Here is a 21,585-nt window from a genome sequence, read left to right on the forward strand (position 1 = left end):
TAATTAGCATTCTATTTTTCTTTATTTTGTCGTTGAATTTGTTTTAATTTCTCAGGAGTAACATCATTTCCCTCAGGATCAATGACCTTAGTACTTTCAAGTTGTTGTTTGAACCCTTTTCTAAATGAATCAAGATACTGTTTTCTTAATTTAGATTGTTCTTTTGCTTCTTCATTGGTCAAACCTTTTTCTTTTTTCTTTTTAGCTAATTCATTAATTCTATCAATATTTAAATTATTAGACATTTTAGCTCCTACTTTCGTTTGTTAATCGTTTAAATTGATAATTTGTTAGAAAATAACCTACTACAAATTATTTCAATAAGTAAAATGGATTTACTCTGTGTATATACCTTTTGTAAAATATAACAAAAAAAGGAGCGTAACCAAATCGTTACGCTCACATAAACTATTAAATATGATATTAGTTAATTGATGCGAACACTGATCCTGAATTTTGTTCGCTATCATCTTGTTTATTTAAAGATTGATTAGTATTATGATTAACGTTTTGATGTATTTCATGGTCTGTCATTTCGTACGTTTGTTCTGAATGCTCATTTTGGTTAACACTTAAGAAAAATACTAGAAAAATAAGACAAGATATTAAAAATACTGATATATAAGTTAAAAATGTTTTTGTTTGTTTTGTTAACATTGCATCTCACTCCTAGAACGTTTGTTTGTATTATTAATTTAACAGAACAGATGTTCCATGTCAACACTTTAACGAACAAACGTTTGTTTTTTGTTTATGTAGATGCTATAATATAATCAAATAAAATTAGGGAGTGCCTATATATGAGAGAGTTAACGAAAAGACAAAGTGAAATATATGATTACATTAAACATATTGTTCAATCAAAAGGGTATCCACCGAGTGTTCGAGAAATCGGAGAGGCTGTAGGATTAGCTTCGAGTTCGACTGTTCATGGTCATTTATCAAGATTAGAAGAAAAAGGTTACATTAGACGAGACCCTACTAAACCAAGAGCAATTGAAATTGTTAGCGAACAATTAGGCGACAATATTAATATGGAAGAAACGATTCACGTTCCTGTTATAGGTAAAGTAACGGCCGGAATTCCAATTACAGCAGTCGAAAATATTGAAGAGTATTTCCCACTACCCGAACATTTAACATCTACACATAACAGTGATATTTTCATATTAAATGTTGTAGGTGATAGTATGATTGAAGCAGGTATTCTAGATGGAGATAAAGTAATTGTTCGTAGTCAAACAATTGCTGAAAATGGAGATATTATTGTTGCTATGACAGAAGATGATGAGGCTACAGTTAAACGATTCTACAAAGAAAAAAATCGTTATAGATTGCAACCTGAAAATAGCACAATGGATCCAATTTATTTAGACAATGTCATAGTAGTTGGTAAAGTTATCGGTTTATATAGAGAAATGTAATCATATTTTATGCTCATAACCCCCTATAAATAATAAAAGGATTAGGCGATTGCCTAATCCTTTTTATTTTGATTCTTTTTTAAAACTTCTTTTACTTTATCTAAGATATCAGGTTGTTGTTTTGATTTAGTTGACATTCTATCTACTTCCTTACAACTAATTATTACCCAAAGATGATTAACTCTAAACGATTAACCAGTATAATTTTCTGTCCAATACGGTTGTCGACGATCATTAAAATCAACACCTACGCCTAAAGTAGAAAAGCTATCATTTAAAATATTTTTTCGATGACCTAATGAATTCATTAATCCTTCATGTGCAAATATACTACTTTGTTGTCCATACGCTAAATTTTCACCAGCATAACTAAAATCATGATGATCATCTTTCAAACGATCAAAAGGTGATTTCCCTTTTAAATCTGTATGATCAAAGTAGTTATTGTCCGCCATATCTTGACTATGCTTTCTAGCAGTATTAGAAACTGAAGCTGAATATTTTAAAGTTGGTAATTGATGTTGTTTACGTTCAGCATTTACGATGTCAAAATTTTGTAATTCAAAACTCTTTTCTAATGATTTGGAAGGTGCACCATATTGTTCTTGTAATCTATTTTCCATAGCTTCACTCACTTGATATAAAGCTGTTACGCCATTTTTTTCATGTTTATCGTAAAATACTGTTGTGTAAATGTGATTTTTATGGAAAATATCGTACTCGTCATTTTTAACTTCAAAACGTTTGTTACCTTTACTTATTTCTTCTATAGGTTTACCTAAACGATCTCGAACTGCCTTTTTAGGTGTAGCATATTTAATTTTAGACTGTGAAGATATTAAATTTTGATTCGTATACATGCCATTGACACGATTTTTAATATAACTAATCATTATGAATTGATTATAATCATTATCATAATACGTATACCAATGTGTACCGTATTCATTGGAAGTTATGCGTTTTTCTTTACCTAATTTATCCTCAACGTCTTTTTTTGTCATATTCATTTGAATATTATTAATCGCAAATTCTTGTTTGTCAGGAACATCTAAGCTTAAGTCTTCTTCATTCGAATTACCATATGCCCATTGATCAACTTGCTCTCTAACTTCTTGTTGTAAATGCTCTGTAAATTTGAACTCATTTAATGGTAAGAAAATAACGAGACACAAGAAGAATATAAAAAATACTAGAAATCTTTTAATTTTAGCCACCTACCGTATGATATTAATCTCTATCCCCATTAAAAATTGAATTTCTAACAATGACATAATCCACTGTTCGAAGAGATTTCAAATCTTTGCCACCTGCATAAGAAATAGAACTTTGTAAATCTTGTTGCATCTCTTTTAAAGTGTCTTTTAATGAACCTTTATGTTCAACAAACATTTTTTTACCTTCAACATTTTTATGTTCACCTTTTTGGAATTCTGACGCACTACCAAAATATTCTTTATATCGCTTACCTTCTAATTCAACAGTTTCTCCAGGAGATTCTTCATGTGCTGCAAATAGTGATCCTATCATTACCATAGAAGCACCAAATCGAATAGACTTAGCGATATCACCGTGTGTACGTAATCCGCCATCTGCTATGATAGGTTTTCTAGCTGCTTTACTACATAAATTAAGTGCAGATAATTGCCAACCACCTGTACCAAATCCAGTTTTTATTTTTGTAATACATACACGTCCCGGACCGATACCAACTTTTGTAGCATCAGCACCAGCATTTTCTAATTCTCTTACGCCTTCAGGTGTTCCTACGTTTCCTGCTATAACAAAAGAATTAGGTAGTTTTGTTTTGATATGTTTAATCATATTAATTACTGAGTCTGAATGACCATGAGCGATATCAATAGTAATATACTCGGGTGTTAAATTTTCATTTGATAACTGCTCAATAAAGTCAAATTCTGATTTCTTTACGCCAACTGATATGGATGCAAATAGATTATTTTGTTGCATTTTATTGATAAACGGAATTCTAGCTGCTTCATTAAAACGGTGCATGATATAAAAATAATCATTTTCAGCAAACCATTGAGCTAATTCTTCATTCATTACTGTTTGCATATTAGCTGGTACTACTGGAAGTTTAAAGGTACGAGGACCAAATTTTATCGATGTATCGCATTCTGATCTACTTTCAACAATACATTTGTTTGGTATTAGTTGTATGTCTTCATAATCAAATATTTTCATATTAATTAAATAGCCCCTTTTTAAAAACAATAATATTAGGATAAATAGCTAAAATCCGAATAATCATAGTTTTATCAGTTGTTTTATTCAGAAATTCATTATCCTTATTAACTGTACATTGTTTTATTGTTCTTGTAAATGGACTTTAGGACTAGTTTTACCAACTAGATTTTTTAACACCTGGTATTTGACCTTTATGTGCGTGTTCTCTAAAAGCAATTCGTGACATTTCAAATTTACGTAATACGCCTCTTGGTCTTCCTGTCACTTTACATTTGCGAGTTAAACGTGTTGGTGATGAATCACGTGGTAATTTTTTTAATGCTTCATAATCACCTTTAGCTTTCAATTCTTTTCTTAATTCAAAATATTTATCTACAAGTTCTTGTCTTTTTTGTTCTTTTGCAATCTTAGATTTTTTAGCCATTTCCATTACCTCTCTTTTTATAAATCGTAATAATTACGTTTTATATATTAGCACGATTTTCTCAATTTGCAAATCTAAAAGTTCTATAACAAACATATTTATTTTTTAAAATGACATTTTCTTGTAGAAAAAAAAGAGACCTTTTCCCAATGAAAAAGGTCTCTTAAGCCATTTCAAATTGTCGTATTTGAAAGATAAGATTTATTTAGTTTCACGATGTAACGTATATTTATTTAATCTAGGGCAGTATTTTTTCATTTCAATACGCTCAGGATTATTTCTTTTATTTTTTGTAGTGATATAGTTACGATCGCCACACTCTGTGCATGCTAATGTGATATTTACGCGCACGTTAAACACCCTTTCTAATTAGGAATACTTACGATTTAAAATTTTATCATAAATTTGTTATGTGCGCAATCTTCAATTTTATTTATTAAAATTTTCGTAAGTTTCGTCTTGTTCGCCTTCTAAATCAACTGTATTAATATCAATACCTAATGCTTTCGCTACACCTTTACCATAATCAGGATCAGCTTTATAACAATGACGGATATGACGACGTTTTACATCTTCAGTAACACCATCCATAGCGTTCGCTGTATTTGTAAAAATACGTTCTTTCGCTTCATCAGATTGTAATCTAAATAATTTACCAGGTTGTTCGAAGTAATTATCATCATCTTGTCTTTGATTATATTCGTAACCATCACCATCTACAGGGAAAGCTGGTTTTTTGAATTCTGGTTGAGAATCATATACGCCTTGATTATTTGGATAATAGTGAGGTCCTCCACCTTGGTTATCGTCTAAAATACGCATCTGACCGTCACGACTAAATGGACATAAGTTTTCAATGCCTACACCTTTAGGTTGGTTAACAGGAATTTGCCAATGGTTTACGCCTAATCTATAGCGTTGAGCATCTCCATAAGAGAATAAACGTCCTTGTAACATTTTATCTGGTGAGAAGTCTAAACCAGGTACAATGTTAGTTGGCGCAAATGCAGCTTGTTCTACATCTTGGAAATAGTTATTAGGATTACGGTTAAGTTCAAATTCTCCAACTTCGATTAAAGGATAATCGCCGTGGTACCAAACTTTAGTTAAATCGAATGGATTATCTTTATGATTTTTAGCTTGTTCTTCAGTCATCACTTGGATATACATTTTCCATTTTGGATAGTCTCCATTTTCAATGGCATTAAATAAATCACGTTGAGATGAATCACGATCTGTAGCAATTATGTTAGCCGCTTCATCATCAGATAAGTTTTCAATACCTTGTTGACTTCTGAAGTGATATTTAACCCATACACGTTCGCCTTTATCGTTATACATTGAATAAGTATGAGAACCGAAACCATGCATATGACGTAAATCTTTTGGAATACCTCTATCAGACATTAAAATTGTAACTTGATGTAATGATTCAGGTAATCCTGTCCAAAAGTCCCAGTTATTTTGTGCACTTCTCATATTTGTTCTAGGATCTCTTTTAACTGCTCTGTTTAAACTTACAAATAATTTAGGATCTCTAAAGAAGAATACAGGTGTATTGTTCCCTACTAGATCCCAGTTACCTTCTTCAGTGTAGAATTTTAAAGCAAATCCACGAATATCACGTTCAGCATCTGCTGCGCCTCTTTCTCCTGAAACTGTAGAAAATCTTGCGAACATTTCAGTTTGTTTACCTACTTCTGAGAAGATTTTAGCACTTGTGTATTTAGTAATATCATTCGTTACAGTAAAAGTACCAAATGCGCCTGATCCTTTTGCATGCATACGTCTTTCTGGAATAACTTCACGATCAAAGTGAGACATTTGTTCTAAAAAGTATATATCTTGCATCATTAATGGTCCACGTGGGCCAGCTGTCATGCTATTTTCTCTATCTGATACAGGTGCTCCAAATAAACCTGTTAATTTTCCATCTTGTTTGGACATGTGTATATCCCCTCCACATAAATTAGAATAATTATAATTTAATATCTATTATAAAGTATTCCCTCAAAAAAAGAAACTAAAACTACTCATTTTATTTAGAATTATCAGAAAATTTGTTGTTTTTTCACTTTAAAGTGCTAATTAGTATTGAATACTAGGTTCAAAAGACTTAAAATGATGGATATATTTAAAATAGATGGGAGACAGTATATGGAAGATAATAATATGAAAAGAGGTTTAACCTCCAGACACATAACCATGATTGCTATCGGTGGCGCCATTGGAACAGGATTATTCGTCGCTACTGGTAGTGTCATTTCTGAAGCAGGACCTGGTGGTGCTATACTAGCCTACTTATTAATTGGGATTATGCTTTATTTCTTAATGTCATCAATTGGAGAATTAGCTACCTTCTACCCGGTATCTGGTTCTTTTAGTTCTTATTCATCTAGATTTATTGATCCGTCACTAGGTTTTACCATGGGATGGTTATACTGGGGAATGTGGACACTCGTAACTAGTGTAGATGTTATTGTAGCTTCTAATGTTTTAAAATTTTGGGATGTTTTCAATTTCTTTAGCCCATTAACTTGGAGCCTAATTTTTATAACGCTACTCTTACTTTTAAATATCTTTTCAGTAAAAGCTTTTGGTGAAACTGAATTTTGGTTATCTCTCATCAAAGTAGTTACTATTATTGTATTTATTATATTGGGATTATTAATGATTTTTGGTATTTTAGGTGGCCATACATATGGCTTTGAAAATTATACTAAAGGACAAGCACCTTTTGTTGGTGGTATTTCTGGTATTTTAAGTGTTTTATTAGTTGCTGGCTTTTCTGTTGGTGGGACTGAAGTGGTCGCAGTTACTGCTGGAGAATCTAGTGATCCTAGTAAATCCATGCCTAAAGCAATTAAGCAAGTATTTTGGAGAATTTTATTATTCTATGTATTATCTATAGCAGTTATTGCCGCTATAATCCCATATACTGATCCATTGCTATTAAACGAAAGCCAATCTGTAACACAAAGTCCATTTACGATTGTATTTGATAAAATTGGTATCGCCTTTGCAGCTTCAGTTATTAATGCTGTAATACTAACGTCACTACTATCAGCAGCAAATTCAGGTATTTATACTACAAGTCGAATGCTTTATTCGTTAAGTGTAGATAAACAAGCACCTCAATTCTTTAAAACATTAAATAAAACAACGAAATTACCAATTAGAGCCATTTTAACTACTTATATTTTAGTTGTAGCAGTAGTTATATATGCTAATTTTAATTCGAATGCGGTATTCAATTTATTAAATATTATTGGCTCAATGGTCATCGTCGTTTGGGGATCAAGTATCTGGGCACAAATTAGAGTACGCAGTGCAATTAAAAAGCAAGGTAAAAACATTAATGAGTTGTTACCTTATAAAGCTCCATTTTATCCATTTGGCCCAATTATAGTTATAGCAACTTTACTATTTTTATTATTTGGTAGTTCATTTGGAAGTATTGTTTCAGGAGATTGGGTAAGTGTTATTCGAAACTTTACACCACTCATTATTTTGGCAATTATTTTCATTGTCCATAAACTCATTAAGAAAACTAAATTTGTAAAACTTGAAAATATGGATTTAAGTTCTCATATCTTTAAAAATGAATAGTTAATATATCTATAGTTTAAATATTTTATACCTTTCAATTCAAGCCGATTTATAGGTTTTTAATTGGAAGGTATTTTTATTTAAATTTTCTATACAATAATCAATAAATTACAATTAATTCCTAGTTAATCTTTATTTTCTGAGCGCTCGTAATCATGTATAATAAAATTAAGAAATAAGGCTTAGAGGTGGTTAAAATGATTGGTCAAACAAATTTGTTCGATGATGTGATTAAAAATGATGAACGTTTTGTAATTGTTGTACAAGCTTTAGAGGAAAAGAATGGTCAATTAGTAAAAAATACATTAAGAGAATACCCAAGTTTAAATCATGACCAAATGAGTAACTTATTCACACATCTTAAAGAAGTATATTTAGAGGAAAAATTTCAAGATAACCAATCAGCTTTTACTATAACTGTATATACTAACCTTGACTATGCAGCAGATCAAGTTTATGCACATGTTAAGCGCTATAGAGGAAAAAAAGATTGGACTCACACAGCTAAATAAATTCAATAGACAAAAATAGACTTAGGTATCTTTACTTGGATTAGGTTTATAGCATTCATTATTTAACGCTATTTAATTATCCTTAAAAATACCTAAGTCTATTTATTTACATTATAGTAGTTTTTTTAGAGTATGTGGTATACCATTCGAATCATTATCTAATGTGACTTCATCCGCTTTTTCTTTTAACTCGTCACTTGCATTACCCATTGCAACAGCATATCCTACAACATCTAACATAGATTGGTCATTTAGACTGTCGCCAAATGCGATAACTTCCTCAAGTGGTATATCTAATTTTTCACATAAAGCAGTAATTGCGTTTCCTTTTGAAACGTCTCTTGCCATAAATTCTAAGAAGAATGGTTTACTAGTCGTAACGTCAATTTCTTCATTGAAATAACCATTTAAATCAATACGTGCTTCAGTAATATTACCAACATAATCAACACCCATTACTTTTGGTACACCATGTGTAATATATGATTTAATATCATCAACACGTTTCATAGGCAGTCCAGTAAGTTCAGATTCAATATTCATATATTCATGTTCACCATCATAAATAATATGTCCATCATCATAAGTTAATACTAAAAACCCTTTTTCTCTACAGTAATCGACAATTTCATCGAAGTTCTCTTTCGAAACGGTTTTACTTACTTCTACCTTTTCAGAAATCATGTTAATTGTTTTACCGCCATTATAACTAATAATATAACTTTCATGTTCATTTAATTTTAAAGTTCTCGCAACGGGAATCATACCTTCTGTTGGTCGTCCGGAAGCTAATACAACTTTGTAACCTTTGTCTTGAATGTCGATAAGATAAGATTGTGTTTCTGGAGATACCTTATTCTCACTATTCATTAGTGTGTCATCCATATCCATAACAACTACTTTATATTTGCTCATATTATTCCGAATCTCCTTTCAATGACTTATCTATATTTTACATCAAAACGAGCTTATTGGTACACTACTTCTTCAATTACACCAACCTCATTTATCGTTACTAATTCTGAAATACAATGCGACATTTCATTCTTTAACGTTCTTACTATTTCACCACTATGTTCCCTAGGGCTCAAAGTTAGTACAGTCGGTCCAGCTCCACTTATTACGGTTGCATATGCATGGTGTGCTTTAGAAATATTTCTAATCTTTTCAAATTCTGGAATTAAATGCTGTCTATATGGTTCATGAAAACCATCTTGTTCCATCATTTTTCCAGCTAATTCATATTTATGTTGTATCAATGCACAAATCATTGTATTACTTATCGCGCTATTTTTGACAGCATTAGCATGGGAAAATGTATCTGGTAATGCCTTACGTGATTCTTCAGTTTTAAGTTCATAAGGAGGAATCGTTAATATAACATCTACCTTAGGTACATCTATTCGAGCAACATCCGTTACTTTTGATTCTGAGTTGTAATAACCAGATATTAAACCTCCATAAATTGTAGGCGCAACATTATCAGGATGACCTTCTATTTCAGTCGCTAATTGAAGTAATTCATATTGTGATAGTTGAATATTACCAAAATGATTAGCAATATATAGCGCACCTACTAATGCTGAAGCTGAAGAACCTAAACCTCTTGCTAAAGGTATATCACTTCTCATATCAATATTTAAAGCTGGCAATTCAACTTGATATTTTTTAGCAACTAATTGTGCAACTTTATAGATGTAATTTGAATTATCTTTAGGTAAAGTCTCTAATTCTTCATTAAAGTAGTTAAATTCCCATTGATCACCTTGAATCTCTTTTATATCCATATACAGATACTTATCTAAAGCCATACCAATTGAGTCAAAACCAACGCCTAAATTTGCTGTTGAAGCGGGAATTTTCAACTTTAATATTGCTTCCATTTTAAAGTGCCCCTTTAATATATTTAATGATACTTTCTTTATCGTTTGGAAGTGGTTGAATAGGATTATCTAATAAAGAAATGGCAGTATCAGGATCTTTTAATCCATTTCCAGTTAGAACAGCGACTACTTTTTTACCTTTAGGCAAACGTCCTGCACGGTGAAGTTTAATAAGTCCAGCTATAGATGCATTACTTGCTGGTTCACTAAACACACCTTCTTTAGAAGTCATCATTTGATATGCCTCTAATATCTCTTCATCTGTAACGCTGTCAATTAAACCTTGAGATTCTTGTAATGCATTTGTTGCTTTATCCCAACTAGCAGGGTTACCGATACGAATGGCAGTCGCTACTGTTTCTGGATTTTTAATCACTTTATTCTGAACAATTGGTGATGCACCTTCAGCTTGGAAACCAAATAATTGTGGAAGTTGACTGCCCTTTTTTTCATGATATTCTTTGAAACCTTTCCAATAAGCTGTAATATTTCCTGCATTACCTACTGGAATGGCTAAAATATCTGGTGCTTGACCGTCTAATTGTTCTACTAATTCAAAGGCACCTGTTTTTTGACCTTCAATTCTGAATGGATTCACAGAATTAACTAGTTCAATATCTCCATTTTTAGCGATTTCTTTAACAATTTCTAAGGCTTCATCAAAGTTGCCTTCTATAGAAACAATTTCTGCACCATACATAACAGCTTGAGATAATTTCCCTAAAGCAATTTTACCTTCTGGAATTACAACAATTGCTTTTAAACCAGCTCTTGCTGCATAAGCCGCTGCAGATGCAGATGTATTACCTGTTGAAGCACAAATCACGATTTTTTTACCTTGTTCTTTGGCTTTAGTTACAGCCATTACCATTCCTCTATCTTTAAAAGAACCAGTAGGATTTGCACCTTCATATTTTACATATAATTCTATACCTAACATTTCAGACATGTTTTCACAATAAATTAAAGGTGTGTTTCCTTCGTTCAATGTTAAATGAGGTGTGTTTTCATTTACCGGTAAATACGTATCGAATTCTTTAACTAATCCTTGCCATCTTTTCATAAAAATTAAACCCCTTCTACAGGATAAATTTTACTTACTTCAAATCCTGCGTCATTTAATAGTTGTTCTGGTGATTGATCTAACCCTATAATAACCGTTGCAAATGTATCTCCGTCTCTTTTAGTTATTTTCAATGATTTATGGAACGGTAAATGTGCTTTGAGTTCATTTTCTAACTTTTCTTCAGAATTGTGTTGTGCTTTAAGAACAACATAGAAGTTAAGTTTTTCTTGTTTTAACACTGCTTTATCATTATCCATCATTTCTCTAGTTTCTTCTGTTTTCAATTCAAAATGAGGCGGTAGTGTATGTAAATTCGACTCAAAGAATAATGCTACATTTAGTAAATCACTAACAACTGCGCTACCTGTAGCTAAACTTCCTGCACCTTTACCATAAAACATTGTGTCCCCTACAGCATCACCGATAACGTATATTGCATTATATTCATTTTCAACTGCAGCAAGTTGATGATTTTCATCGATTAACGTCGGTTCGACTGATGCATTAACCTTTCCATTACTATATGTACCTTTACCAATTAATTTGATTTTATATCCTAAAGATTTAGTTGCATTAATATCAGATAATGTTGTTTCTCTAATACCTTTTAATTTAACCTCATTTAACTTAATTACCTGATTAAATGATAAATAAGATGTAATAACAACTTTTCTAGCGGCATCAATACCATCAACGTCATCAGTAGGATCCGCTTCTGCAAAACCGAGACGCTTTGCTTCTTCAAGAGCATCTTCAAATGATGTTTGGTCTTGAGTCATTTTTGAAAGAATAAAGTTTGATGTTCCATTCAGAATACCCATAAATTTTGAAATGTTATTAGCATTTAATCCATTATTGATTGCATTCACAATCGGAATTCCACCTGCTACACTTGCTTCGAATTTTAATGCAACGCCATTAGTTTCGGCTAAATCTTCCAACAATTTTAAATGTACAGCCAATAAATCTTTATTTGCCGTAATAACATGCTTCTTATTTTTCAATGCAGTACGAAGCCAATCAACTGTTGGTTCGATACCACCCATTACTTCAACGACAATATCAATAGAATCATCTTCTAAAATTTCATTAACATCGTCAGTTAAGTGATATTGGCTAATATTTAGCGGTCGCTTTTTTGACTTATCCCTAACAAGTATATGTTTGATAACAATATCTTTATTAAGTGTATCCTTAATTTGTTGCCTATTCTCTTCGATAATTTTAACAACACCTGATCCGACCGTACCTAAACCAAGTAATGCTATATTTAATTCTTTCATTTAGCTGTACCTCCTTGTTCACTTGAGAAAAACAAATGTATCGTTGAAAAATACTATATGATGGTATAGTATAGAATTATTCTTAATTTTTGTAAAGTTCGCAATAATAGAAATATAATTTTATATTACCATTCTCTAGACAAAAACTGAATGAAATTTTCTGATTTTTTAGAAAGGTTGTTTTATTTATGAAAGTAGCTAAATTTGGAGGCAGTTCTGTTTCCAACGCCAAACAAATTAAAAAAGTATTAAAGATAGTTAATGAAGATCCAGAAAGAAAAATTATTATCGTTTCTGCACCAGGTAAAAGATCAAAAAACGATATTAAAACGACAGATTTATTAATTCGCTTGTATGAAAAAGCGATAAATAACATTGATTATCAACATAAAAAACAAGAAATTATTCAAAGATACGCTGATATCGTTGATGAGCTCGATATGGATCGTGATATTCTCGATACAATCGATCATACTCTTGAACATTATATTCATGAACTTAAAGATAAACCCTCTCGACTATACGATGCGATTGTGTCATGTGGTGAAGACTTTAACGCTCAACTCATTGCCACATATAATAATAGTCAAGGTATCCCAACAAGGTATATTTCACCTAAAGAAGCAGGTATTTGGGTAACAGATTTACCAAAACAAGCTCAAATATTGGATTCTTCATATGAACAGATTTATAAATTAAATGACTATAAGGAAAAATTAATTATTCCTGGCTTCTTTGGCGTTTCAAAACATAATTTTATAGTTACTTTCCCAAGAGGTGGTTCAGACATAACCGGCGCTATTATTGCACGTGGTGTTAGAGCCTCACTTTATGAGAACTTTACTGATGTTTCTGGTATTTATAAAGCTAACCCAAATATCATCAAAGATCCTGAAATTATTGAAGAAATTACTTATAGAGAAATGCGTGAGTTATCTTATGCTGGTTTCAGTGTATTTCATGATGAAGCGCTTCAACCATTACATAAAGATCGTATTCCTGTAGTTATAAAAAATACTAATCGACCAGAAGATAAAGGGACATATATATTACATGACCGAGAAATTAATTCTAAAAATGTCATTAGTGGTATTAGTTGTGATAAGGACTTTACAGTAATCAATATCAAAAAATATTTAATGAATAGACAAGTAGGTTTTACTAGAAAGGTTCTAGGTGTATTTGAAGATTACAATATTTCATTCGATCATATGCCTTCTGGAATTGATAATATCAGTATAGTTATGCGTTCCAATCAAATTAAAAATATTGAAAGTCGGGTATTAAACGATATTCAAAAACATTGTGATGTCGATGAATTAAGTATCGACCATGATCTAGCTATCCTTATGATTGTTGGAGAGGGTATGAACAGAGTTGTAGGTACAGCTAGCAAGATTACACATGCTCTAGCTGAATCTAATATTAATTTAAAAATGATAAACCAAGGTGCTTCAGAAATATCTATGATGTTTGGAATTAAAGTGGAAGATGCAGAAAAAGCGGTTAGATCAACTTATGAATTCTGTTACCATGGCGTGTGTATTAAAGAATAGCTAAAAATAAAGCAACTTTCTATTATGGAATGGATAAGATTCCAAATAGAAAGTTGCTTTTTATGATTCTAATATCTTTTTATTATTAATAATTGCCTCTTTTATCCTTTTCTCGCCTACTACAAGTTTGAGAATAAAGAATTGGTAATAACTTAATGAATCAATCACTCGTTTATAGTTTGAAAATTGATGGTAATTTTGATTGTCTAATAAATCATACATTAGAACAATTTCGGGTTTAATATAATCCACACCATTATTTAATGAGTGGAAATATATATTATCCTTTGGTAAACGAATTTTATTATCTAATCTAAATACCCATTCATCATTTACAACATCATAAACAAAAATTTCCATGATATGTTGTTGGTCATCATATACATTTACATGGGTAATATCCTTTAAAGCTATGTTACGATTTTTAAAACATTCCCCTGCTTTATTATATAAACAAACTGTGAATGTCTTAGGAATTGCTTTTACAATTTCTATTAATTTTTTACGTTCTACACAAATATCTACTTTTGAAGGTAGTTCAAAATCATCACTTAAAAACAATTGCATGGCAACTACACCATGAAATTTGAATGATTGAGATGAAGTTTGAATTAATTCTTCAACTAATGTTTTAGTGTTTAAATGTTCTTCCATGTATAAGCACACCACCTTCTTAGTAAACGCTTTCATAAGATTGATTATACCTATATACTTAAAATTTTTCAATTGGTTATTTGTGAACAATTAGTAAAATCTATATTTAATGCTATAAAATTTTATTATATCCACAGTTTTAATTGAGTGTCGTAAAATATTACACCCATCATATTAAATTATAGGAAGTTTTAGATTAAAAGTTCATACAATATTCTTAATTTCACCTGCTATAGATTGAACATCATTAACCGGAAGTTTATAATTTATATTGTGTTATCAAGTGTGTAATTACGATAATATTTATGTTTGCGTTACTTTAAAATTAAATATATTTATCGTAATCATTCATTTGTATTTTTTATTTAAAAATTAAAGAGATTCGGGTGAAAATTATGTCAACATTATCGATAATTCTAATAATTATCATCATTGTTTTGATTATTGTATTTTTCTTGAATCAACAGTATTTAAAAAGTAGAGTTGAAACAGAAGAATACGCTAAAAATCAAATCGTTGCAAAAAATTCAGCTTTAAGTGAAGAAAATCTTTCTTTAAAAAATCAAATGCTTAGTACTAACAAAGACATTAGTCCTCACGCTTTAAAAAATGCTAAACGTGATTTAAGAGGTATTTTGGACAAATTTATCGAGGATGATCAACTAAAATTCTATAACATCATTACTACAAGTAATTTGGCAACAAAACATCCTTTATTTGAATATGTGAGATCTTTCGATTTCATTATTGTAACAGACGTTGGTTTAATCAATGTCGATGTTAAACATTGGAACCAAAAAACGTTCTATCATTTCGATGTTCCAGATAAACATATCGATAAGGATCAACAACCTTTAGATAGAGACAAAATAGTAGGTCATTACATTAGTGAACAATATCATGAACAATTTAATACAACTCGTGAAGGCGTATATACATTTATCGAAACCCTTCAAGATAACCGTGTTATTTTTGAATTTTATGATTATGATCCATATCAACAAGCTGCTAATAACGCTAAAGCGCTTAAAGACCAAATTGAAGGACAATTTAACTTTAAGATTCAAAGTATTGGTGTCATCTACTTTAACGATGGATCAGTAAATATTATCGAAGGTTCTGGAGAAAGCGATAAATACGTAGACACTGTATCAACAAAATCTTCTTTAGAAAAAGTAATCAAAGATGCAGTTCATTTATCAAAACATCCATTGACCGAAGATCAAGTGAATCAAATTACCGAACAATTCAATTAAAGTGGACATACCAAAAGACCAGTTCAAAACATTTAATCATTTTGAACTGGTCTTTTATTTATTATTTTATCTATTTAACTCCAAAGATTAACTTTCTTTTTCTTAGCTTCATTTTGAGCTTTAATAAACATATCTCTATACTTACCATTCGGTGCAAAGTATTTCTCTCTTGCTAATCCTTTATCAACTAACTCCTTGTTAAACATATGGTCTTTATCTAACCATACGTATGCTAAGGTTCTACCGTATCTATCATTCTTTTCTTTATCATATTCTAGATATACATCTTTATCAGATAATGTTTTCTTACTATAATTAGACGCTTCTTTTCCATAAGGTTGAACTGGCGTATTAGGTTTGACAGTTTCAGGTGTATCTACACCGATTAATCTCACTTTAATACTTTTATTACCTTGTTTGGCGACAAAGGTATCTCCGTCAACGACTCTTTCTACATGAACTTTTTCTTTTCCTTTTAAATCCGTACTAGAAACTTCAGATTGATTACCACTAAATGGTCCTGAATGATTAATATATTGAAACAATAATACAAAGATAGCTATAATTACCAACGCGAGTGTTGATAGAGATTTTTTTGATTTCATTGATGTCACCCATTCTTACTTTTTTATCCTGACTAATCATAATGAAAAATAAACATAGCGTCAATATTAATTATGAATTTTTAATTAATGATTACCGTGATATAATACTGTATGTTAGGAGTGAATAACCCGTATGTCTAGTGAAAATAGAGTTACACTTATAGCTGTTATTGTAGCAGTGATTGTAGGTATTGTGATGCAAGTTGCATTTAAATTTCCAACTATTGTATCTGCAGTAGTTTCAATCTTTTTAGGTATCTTTGTAGGGTTTATTGTTTATTTAATAACTAATTTTATGAACAAAAGAAAAAGATAACCTAATAGTAATGAAAGAACCTTATAACACACGTATTTTAAAGCAGACAATTGATGTTTAATTCAATTGTCTGTTTTTAATTTATTTAACTGTACAAATTTAATATTTAAATAAAGAATTAGTGAATAATTTTAAATTTTAGTGGTATATATACATTAATAAACCGCTTAATTCCAATTCTTAAGACTTTAAAAGGAGGAAAAATGGAAATTATTGATTGTATCATTGATAGCCACCAAGTAACCTATCGCGTTAAAACTGCTCAAAACCACACCTTTGAACATACTTTAAGTATAGAAACACCTACTTACAGAGCCATTGAAATATTAAAATTGCTATCTACACACGTAGATAAGAAAAATGAACCATCTAAATCCATCCTTTACTCTTAAAACTCTTATATTATACTTAACATAATATTAATATCGTAAAATAAAAAATCTGCCACTTTATGTGACAGATTCTAAGGTTATAATATTGGTGAAATTAATTTCGCCAAATCTTCTTTAATCTTAATTTTTAGAGAACGATTTTTATATCCTTCTAGTGTAAGTTCATTTGACTTTTTAATGTCTTCTTTATATGCATGCTTGATCTTTTTAGCCATTTTTTCATCATAAACAAATGCATTAACTTCAAAGTTAAGTTCGAAACTTCTATAGTCCATATTAGCAGACCCTACAGAAACAACTTCATCATCAATTAAACATACTTTAGAATGTAAGAATCCATTTTCGTAAGTGTAGATATGTACTCCACTTTCTAATAACTGTGCTGCATTAGCAAATGTAGCCCAGTATACGAATGGATGGTCAGGCTTACTAGGAATCATCATATGTACTTCGATACCAGTAGCTGCAGCCATTTTGATGGCATTAATATAAGAATTATCTGGTATAAAATAAGGTGTTTGAATATAAATAGATTTCTTAGCACTCATAATCATTTTAGTATAACCAAATTCAATTTGATGCCAATCTTCCGCTGGACTACTTGCCACAATTTGCATTGGTACATGTCCATCTTGTACTTGTTTCTTCGGAAAATACTTATCATTATATTCAAATTGAGGTCTATGTGCTTGAGAATTCCAATCCATCATAAATCGTGTTTGCAATCCATCTACAGCATTCCCTTTAATTCTAAAATGAGTATCTCTCCAGTAACCTAATTTACCTAAACCTAAATAGTCATCACCTACATTAAACCCACCAATATAACCAACTTGGCCATCGATAACAACAATTTTACGGTGATTACGGTTATTCATTCTAAAGTTAATGATAGGTAATTTAGAGGCAAAGAATGCTTCCACTTCTCCACCTAGCTCATTGAAATGTTTAAAGTTAGCTCTACTAATCTTTTTAGATCCAACATCGTCATATAGTAACTTAACTTCTAATCCTTCTTTAAGTTTTTCTTCCAAGGCTTTGATGATACGTTTTCCTAAACCATCTAACTCAAATCCAAAATATTCTAAATGTATGTAATCTTTCGCATTGCGAATATCTTCAAGCATTTGATCATAAAATTCATGTCCATCAGTAAATAAATCTAGATGGTTATTTTCAGTAATAAAACCATCTTGGTTCATTAATAACATTCGAACTAAATCATGATGTTTCTTTACTAATTGATTGTCGGTATCATAAGTTTTTTCATCAAATTCTTTGATTTGTTTATCTATAAGTTCATTAAATGCATCTAATTCATTACCGTTATTTTTATCTAATTTTCTTTTAGACACTGTGCGTCCGAAGAATAAATATAGAATAAAACCAATTAATGGTAATACAAATAATACAAATAGCCATGCCCAAGTTGAACTAGCACTACGACGATTTCTTTCTAAAAATATAATTATAAACGCTAAAATAATATTAATTACAAAACCTATAACTAATAATATTGTAAATAGCATACCCAAATCATGAGAAAACCTTAGTTCCATAAACATAATCTCCTAACAACATTTTATCTTTTAATTTTTATCATTTTTAACTAAAGTCACAACCGCATTAAAATCTTCTTCAATATTCGGAAATCTGTGTTCTTCAGTCTCTTTAATCGTAATATTTAATAACTTATAACTTGCACCTTCATCTGATTGTAAATATTGATTCACACTATTTTCTAATTTATCTAAGCTACTTTCTGTAAAAGTTTTAAATTTAATTTGCTCCATTTTCAATTCCCCTTTTCACTTTGATGATTAAATGATAAGTCTTTTTCATTAATAATTCAATTAATATTGAAGTTTAACCATGTCAATACGATTTGCATTAAAATTATATTGTTCGGAATATATTTGAAATAAATTTAAAATAAGATATAATATATTCATTCGTGTAAGTAATAAGAAAAATATCGCTTATTTGAAAAAGTATTTCACTGATTTATTGGAGGGAAAGTAAATGCTATCTTTTGAAAATGATTATTTAGAAGGTGCACATGAAAAAGTATTAAATCGTTTAGTAGAAACAAATAGAGTCCAAGCAGCAGGATATGGATTCGATCATTTTACAGAACAAGCTATCCAACAAATTAAAAATAGAATCAATTGTCCTAAAGCGACCGTTCGATTTCTTGTCGGTGGGACACAAACAAATCAAGTTGTCATTAATTCAGTACTTGAAAGTTATGAAGGTGTAATTTCAGCAGACACAGGACACGTCGCCGTACATGAAGGTGGCGCTATCGAATATAGTGGGCATAAAGTTTTAGCAATACCTTCGTCTGAAGGAAAAATAACTGCAAAAGGTGTTGAGGACTATTTAGACACTTTCAATAGTGATTTCAAACGTGATCACATGGTATTTCCAGGAATGGTCTATATTTCACATCCAACCGAGTATGGTACTTTATATACAAAACCAGAATTAGAATCTTTATCTAAAGTATGTCAAAAACACAATCTCCCTCTATTTATGGATGGCGCAAGATTAGGATATGGATTAATGAGCGATCAATCAGACTTAACTATTGAAGACGTAGCTAAGTATTGCGATATATTTTATATTGGTGGTACAAAAATTGGTGCACTTTGCGGAGAAGCAATAGTATTTACAAAACAAAATGAACCAAAACAATTTACAACCCGCATTAAACATCATGGCGCCCTATTAGCTAAAGGTAGATTAACAGGTATACAATTTCTTGAATTATTTACTGATGATTTATATTTCAAAATTAGCCGTCATGCAATTGAAATGGCAAATAAAATGAAAGCCGGGTTCCTAGAAAAAGGTTATCAATTATATTTTGATTCACCTACAAATCAACAATTCTTTATATTAAATAATGATAAAATTGTTGAACTAGAGCAAAAAGTGAAATTCGCAGTTTGGGAAAAATACGATGATCAGCATCGAGTTGTGAGATTTGCGACAAGCTGGGCAACTACTGAGGAAAATGTAGATCAATTGTTAGCGTTGATATAGTAGTTATATGGAAGTTTTATTTTGAGCATCATTCTATTATAGGGTGATGCTTTTTTATTTGAATTAATGGTTAGGAAGTTTAGTAAGTATATATGTTTGAGAAAGTTGATATCTATTTTGTATTTTATTGTCATCAGTATGTTTTGGGTAATAAAAAATAACCTTTACATTGGAAAGTTAAAAGAATATATAAATAGCATCACTTTCTCTTTATCTATGCTGAAAGGATGCTACTAATCTTTTGATTTTTTGTTTTTCTAATTCTATCGCTTTCTTATATTCTTTTTCCAATAATTCTTGCGACTATTTATTGGTTATTTCACCATCTAACTGTGCAAAATGCATAATAACCACTTCCTAATAAAATTTACTTTTCTATAATTTCAATTTGTTTTATATCGGATTCATCAATAGAGTATGTACACAAATCTGTCTTAAGATCCATATCATAATTGCCAGTGTCTGTTTCTAATGGGTTTTCATAATCAATTACTCTACCTTTTAATTCATCTCCATTTGTTAAAATTACCTTTACATTATGACCATAAGCATCTCTTATATGCAATATTCTCACCTACATTTTTATAAGAATATAAATCATATCTTAATTCTGATTGTTGTTACTATTCATTTTCTTCATTTAATTTTTTCAAATCCTCTTGCAAGTCTTCTATTAAATCCTCTATAAGTATATTACCATCTAATTGTAGTATTACCATTTATATCACCCACATATATATTTTAATACCAAGCAACAGTATATTTTTCTGGAAAATAACCATTCATATTAAATTTTTTAATAGCATGATACACATGATTTCTATATATCAAAATATCATTATCTATTTCTAATTTCGACAAAGTATAACTATCAACTCTATTATTATTTTTATTTACTATTACTTGGCCATATCCATTGCTTATTTTATTTTCAGGCAAATATTTATATTCAATTTGATTGTCACTTTCTTTGACTTTGTATAATTCTACCATAATTTTTACTCCTTTAAATAATTAAAAAATAAGCTAAATCACTGTATAAGTGTTTTATCCCCATGCTACAAGTTCAGAATCAGGAAATAATCGCTTATTAGTATTCGTGTGTATTCTATCAATTGCATGTATGAAATAATTATCTATTGTATTATTCTCAATACCAGATTTTTTGGCATTGAGAATTTGAAGACTATCTATATCCATTTGAATAACACCAGGTTTAATATTTTCATCATCATTTGGATAATATTTATATGTAACACTTTTATCATTTATTTCTTTAATTTTTAAAGTTAGCAATCACTTTCACCTCTGATCAACAAAACTAATAACATTACCTATTAACCTAC

26 protein-coding genes are annotated in these 21,585 nt (G+C 30.3%); 8 read left to right on the top strand and 18 right to left on the bottom strand.

Going from position 1 to position 21,585, the window contains the following annotated elements; all coding sequences use genetic code 11:
• Nucleotides 1-11 precede the first annotated feature (11 nt).
• Both N524_RS0100920 and sosA read right to left on the bottom strand, forming a co-directional pair.
• Complete coding sequence (locus N524_RS0100920; RefSeq protein ID WP_029055401.1) at nt 12-245, bottom strand: DUF896 domain-containing protein; 234 nt, start codon at nt 243-245, stop codon at nt 12-14.
• A gap of 178 nt (nt 246-423) precedes the next feature.
• Nucleotides 424-657 carry a DNA damage-induced cell division inhibitor SosA gene (gene sosA, locus N524_RS0100925; RefSeq protein WP_017637359.1) on the bottom strand — a complete coding sequence of 78 codons (234 nt, stop codon included), beginning with the start codon at nt 655-657 and terminating at the stop codon, nt 424-426.
• Nucleotides 658-800: 143 nt separating this feature from the next.
• On the opposite strand from sosA, the gene lexA reads away from it, so the two are divergent.
• Nucleotides 801-1,424, top strand: a complete 624-nt coding sequence (gene lexA / locus N524_RS0100930) for a transcriptional repressor LexA (RefSeq protein ID WP_017637358.1) — start codon at nt 801-803, stop codon at nt 1,422-1,424.
• A gap of 191 nt (nt 1,425-1,615) precedes the next feature.
• On the opposite strand, the gene N524_RS0100940 is transcribed toward lexA, so the two are convergent.
• The 5 genes from N524_RS0100940 to N524_RS0100955 all read right to left on the bottom strand — a co-directional run bounded on the left by N524_RS0100940 (nt 1,616) and on the right by N524_RS0100955 (nt 6,006).
• A complete protein-coding gene (locus N524_RS0100940) occupies nt 1,616-2,641 on the bottom strand; it encodes a CAP domain-containing protein (RefSeq protein ID WP_081772603.1) in 1,026 nt (341 codons plus the stop codon).
• A gap of 13 nt (nt 2,642-2,654) precedes the next feature.
• Nucleotides 2,655-3,632 carry a GMP reductase gene (gene guaC, locus N524_RS0100945; RefSeq protein WP_029055403.1) on the bottom strand — a complete coding sequence of 326 codons (978 nt, stop codon included), beginning with the start codon at nt 3,630-3,632 and terminating at the stop codon, nt 2,655-2,657.
• A 157-nt stretch (nt 3,633-3,789) separates the two neighbouring features.
• Nucleotides 3,790-4,059 (bottom strand): 30S ribosomal protein S14, encoded by a 270-nt coding sequence (gene rpsN, locus N524_RS0100950; protein WP_029055404.1) that lies wholly within the window; start codon nt 4,057-4,059, stop codon nt 3,790-3,792.
• Nucleotides 4,060-4,260: 201 nt separating this feature from the next.
• On the bottom strand, nt 4,261-4,410 hold the full coding sequence (gene rpmG / locus N524_RS13090; RefSeq protein ID WP_001831295.1) for a 50S ribosomal protein L33: 150 nt from the start codon (nt 4,408-4,410) through the stop codon (nt 4,261-4,263).
• A 78-nt stretch (nt 4,411-4,488) separates the two neighbouring features.
• Nucleotides 4,489-6,006, bottom strand: coding sequence for a catalase (locus N524_RS0100955; RefSeq protein WP_017637354.1), 1,518 nt, complete (start codon nt 6,004-6,006; stop codon nt 4,489-4,491).
• Between the two features lie 210 nt (nt 6,007-6,216).
• On the opposite strand from N524_RS0100955, the gene N524_RS0100960 reads away from it, so the two are divergent.
• Together N524_RS0100960 and N524_RS0100965 are read left to right on the top strand one after the other, a co-directional pair.
• Entirely contained in the window at nt 6,217-7,668 is a 1,452-nt protein-coding gene (locus N524_RS0100960; protein WP_029055405.1) for an amino acid permease, read from the top strand.
• A gap of 197 nt (nt 7,669-7,865) precedes the next feature.
• Nucleotides 7,866-8,180, top strand: coding sequence for a hypothetical protein (locus N524_RS0100965; RefSeq protein WP_029055406.1), 315 nt, complete (start codon nt 7,866-7,868; stop codon nt 8,178-8,180).
• A gap of 111 nt (nt 8,181-8,291) precedes the next feature.
• On the opposite strand, the gene N524_RS0100970 is transcribed toward N524_RS0100965, so the two are convergent.
• From N524_RS0100970 to N524_RS0100985, 4 genes are read right to left on the bottom strand one after another with little or no spacing between them, the layout of a single operon-like run.
• Complete coding sequence (locus N524_RS0100970) at nt 8,292-9,095, bottom strand: Cof-type HAD-IIB family hydrolase (RefSeq protein ID WP_029055407.1); 804 nt, start codon at nt 9,093-9,095, stop codon at nt 8,292-8,294.
• A gap of 53 nt (nt 9,096-9,148) precedes the next feature.
• Complete coding sequence (gene thrB / locus N524_RS0100975) at nt 9,149-10,063, bottom strand: homoserine kinase (RefSeq protein ID WP_029055408.1); 915 nt, start codon at nt 10,061-10,063, stop codon at nt 9,149-9,151.
• 1 nt (nt 10,064) lies between these two features.
• Entirely contained in the window at nt 10,065-11,126 is a 1,062-nt protein-coding gene (gene thrC / locus N524_RS0100980; protein WP_029055409.1) for a threonine synthase, read from the bottom strand.
• Between the two features lie 5 nt (nt 11,127-11,131).
• Entirely contained in the window at nt 11,132-12,412 is a 1,281-nt protein-coding gene (locus tag N524_RS0100985) for a homoserine dehydrogenase (RefSeq protein ID WP_029055410.1), read from the bottom strand.
• Between the two features lie 188 nt (nt 12,413-12,600).
• Between N524_RS0100985 and N524_RS0100990 the strand changes: the two genes are divergently transcribed.
• Nucleotides 12,601-13,968 (top strand): aspartate kinase, encoded by a 1,368-nt coding sequence (locus N524_RS0100990; RefSeq protein WP_017637347.1) that lies wholly within the window; start codon nt 12,601-12,603, stop codon nt 13,966-13,968.
• A 60-nt stretch (nt 13,969-14,028) separates the two neighbouring features.
• On the opposite strand, the gene N524_RS0100995 is transcribed toward N524_RS0100990, so the two are convergent.
• Nucleotides 14,029-14,622 carry a hypothetical protein gene (locus N524_RS0100995; protein ID WP_029055411.1) on the bottom strand — a complete coding sequence of 198 codons (594 nt, stop codon included), beginning with the start codon at nt 14,620-14,622 and terminating at the stop codon, nt 14,029-14,031.
• Nucleotides 14,623-15,017: 395 nt separating this feature from the next.
• On the opposite strand from N524_RS0100995, the gene N524_RS0101000 reads away from it, so the two are divergent.
• Nucleotides 15,018-15,878, top strand: a complete 861-nt coding sequence (locus tag N524_RS0101000; RefSeq protein ID WP_037555472.1) for a hypothetical protein — start codon at nt 15,018-15,020, stop codon at nt 15,876-15,878.
• A 74-nt stretch (nt 15,879-15,952) separates the two neighbouring features.
• Here N524_RS0101000 and nucI read toward each other — a convergent pair whose 3' ends face one another.
• Nucleotides 15,953-16,483, bottom strand: a complete 531-nt coding sequence (gene nucI / locus N524_RS0101005) for a thermonuclease NucI (RefSeq protein WP_017636439.1) — start codon at nt 16,481-16,483, stop codon at nt 15,953-15,955.
• A gap of 133 nt (nt 16,484-16,616) precedes the next feature.
• Here nucI and N524_RS0101010 point away from each other — a divergent pair, with 133 nt between their 5' ends.
• Both N524_RS0101010 and N524_RS0101015 read left to right on the top strand, forming a co-directional pair.
• Nucleotides 16,617-16,799 carry a hypothetical protein gene (locus tag N524_RS0101010; protein ID WP_017636440.1) on the top strand — a complete coding sequence of 61 codons (183 nt, stop codon included), beginning with the start codon at nt 16,617-16,619 and terminating at the stop codon, nt 16,797-16,799.
• Nucleotides 16,800-17,002: 203 nt separating this feature from the next.
• Nucleotides 17,003-17,191, top strand: a complete 189-nt coding sequence (locus tag N524_RS0101015) for a hypothetical protein (RefSeq protein ID WP_029055413.1) — start codon at nt 17,003-17,005, stop codon at nt 17,189-17,191.
• Between the two features lie 77 nt (nt 17,192-17,268).
• Here N524_RS0101015 and cls read toward each other — a convergent pair whose 3' ends face one another.
• On the bottom strand, nt 17,269-18,750 hold the full coding sequence (gene cls / locus N524_RS0101020) for a cardiolipin synthase (protein ID WP_037555474.1): 1,482 nt from the start codon (nt 18,748-18,750) through the stop codon (nt 17,269-17,271).
• 30 nt (nt 18,751-18,780) lie between these two features.
• Nucleotides 18,781-18,984 (bottom strand): hypothetical protein, encoded by a 204-nt coding sequence (locus tag N524_RS0101025; RefSeq protein WP_029055415.1) that lies wholly within the window; start codon nt 18,982-18,984, stop codon nt 18,781-18,783.
• A 229-nt stretch (nt 18,985-19,213) separates the two neighbouring features.
• Between N524_RS0101025 and N524_RS0101030 the strand changes: the two genes are divergently transcribed.
• Nucleotides 19,214-20,239 carry a threonine aldolase family protein gene (locus tag N524_RS0101030; protein ID WP_029055416.1) on the top strand — a complete coding sequence of 342 codons (1,026 nt, stop codon included), beginning with the start codon at nt 19,214-19,216 and terminating at the stop codon, nt 20,237-20,239.
• Between the two features lie 367 nt (nt 20,240-20,606).
• On the opposite strand, the gene N524_RS0101035 is transcribed toward N524_RS0101030, so the two are convergent.
• The 3 genes from N524_RS0101035 to N524_RS0101050 form a co-directional block, all read right to left on the bottom strand.
• Nucleotides 20,607-20,804: a hypothetical protein gene (locus N524_RS0101035; protein WP_017637898.1), complete on the bottom strand. Its 198-nt coding sequence runs from the start codon at nt 20,802-20,804 to the stop codon at nt 20,607-20,609.
• 176 nt (nt 20,805-20,980) lie between these two features.
• Complete coding sequence (locus tag N524_RS0101045; RefSeq protein ID WP_029055417.1) at nt 20,981-21,232, bottom strand: hypothetical protein; 252 nt, start codon at nt 21,230-21,232, stop codon at nt 20,981-20,983.
• 54 nt (nt 21,233-21,286) lie between these two features.
• Nucleotides 21,287-21,535 (bottom strand): hypothetical protein, encoded by a 249-nt coding sequence (locus N524_RS0101050; RefSeq protein WP_029055418.1) that lies wholly within the window; start codon nt 21,533-21,535, stop codon nt 21,287-21,289.
• Between the last annotated feature and the right edge of the window lie 50 nt (nt 21,536-21,585).

Source organism: Staphylococcus sp. URHA0057, from assembly GCF_000620265.1.
GTDB lineage: Bacteria > Bacillota > Bacilli > Staphylococcales > Staphylococcaceae > Staphylococcus > Staphylococcus pasteuri.

Bases quoted from the DNA above. Each gene is read 5' to 3' on its own strand.
- N524_RS0101030 (WP_029055416.1), top strand. From the start codon at position 19,214: ATGCTATCTTTTGAAAATGATTATTTAGAAGGTGCACATGAAAAAGTA.
- N524_RS0100960 (WP_029055405.1), top strand. From the start codon at position 6,217: ATGGAAGATAATAATATGAAAAGAGGTTTAACCTCCAGACACATAACC.
- thrC (WP_029055409.1), bottom strand. From the start codon at position 11,126: ATGAAAAGATGGCAAGGATTAGTTAAAGAATTCGATACGTATTTACCG.
- N524_RS0100985 (WP_029055410.1), bottom strand. From the start codon at position 12,412: ATGAAAGAATTAAATATAGCATTACTTGGTTTAGGTACGGTCGGATCA.
- N524_RS0101025 (WP_029055415.1), bottom strand. From the start codon at position 18,984: ATGGAGCAAATTAAATTTAAAACTTTTACAGAAAGTAGCTTAGATAAA.
- N524_RS0100990 (WP_017637347.1), top strand. From the start codon at position 12,601: ATGAAAGTAGCTAAATTTGGAGGCAGTTCTGTTTCCAACGCCAAACAA.
- sosA (WP_017637359.1), bottom strand. From the start codon at position 657: ATGTTAACAAAACAAACAAAAACATTTTTAACTTATATATCAGTATTT.
- N524_RS0100965 (WP_029055406.1), top strand. From the start codon at position 7,866: ATGATTGGTCAAACAAATTTGTTCGATGATGTGATTAAAAATGATGAA.
- N524_RS0101010 (WP_017636440.1), top strand. From the start codon at position 16,617: ATGTCTAGTGAAAATAGAGTTACACTTATAGCTGTTATTGTAGCAGTG.
- N524_RS0101000 (WP_037555472.1), top strand. From the start codon at position 15,018: ATGTCAACATTATCGATAATTCTAATAATTATCATCATTGTTTTGATT.
- thrB (WP_029055408.1), bottom strand. From the start codon at position 10,063: ATGGAAGCAATATTAAAGTTGAAAATTCCCGCTTCAACAGCAAATTTA.
- N524_RS0100970 (WP_029055407.1), bottom strand. From the start codon at position 9,095: ATGAGCAAATATAAAGTAGTTGTTATGGATATGGATGACACACTAATG.
- nucI (WP_017636439.1), bottom strand. From the start codon at position 16,483: ATGAAATCAAAAAAATCTCTATCAACACTCGCGTTGGTAATTATAGCT.
- N524_RS0100955 (WP_017637354.1), bottom strand. From the start codon at position 6,006: ATGTCCAAACAAGATGGAAAATTAACAGGTTTATTTGGAGCACCTGTA.
- lexA (WP_017637358.1), top strand. From the start codon at position 801: ATGAGAGAGTTAACGAAAAGACAAAGTGAAATATATGATTACATTAAA.
- N524_RS0100920 (WP_029055401.1), bottom strand. From the start codon at position 245: ATGTCTAATAATTTAAATATTGATAGAATTAATGAATTAGCTAAAAAG.
- rpsN (WP_029055404.1), bottom strand. From the start codon at position 4,059: ATGGCTAAAAAATCTAAGATTGCAAAAGAACAAAAAAGACAAGAACTT.
- N524_RS0100995 (WP_029055411.1), bottom strand. From the start codon at position 14,622: ATGGAAGAACATTTAAACACTAAAACATTAGTTGAAGAATTAATTCAA.
- guaC (WP_029055403.1), bottom strand. From the start codon at position 3,632: ATGAAAATATTTGATTATGAAGACATACAACTAATACCAAACAAATGT.
- cls (WP_037555474.1), bottom strand. From the start codon at position 18,750: ATGGAACTAAGGTTTTCTCATGATTTGGGTATGCTATTTACAATATTA.
- N524_RS0101045 (WP_029055417.1), bottom strand. From the start codon at position 21,232: ATGGTAGAATTATACAAAGTCAAAGAAAGTGACAATCAAATTGAATAT.
- N524_RS0101015 (WP_029055413.1), top strand. From the start codon at position 17,003: ATGGAAATTATTGATTGTATCATTGATAGCCACCAAGTAACCTATCGC.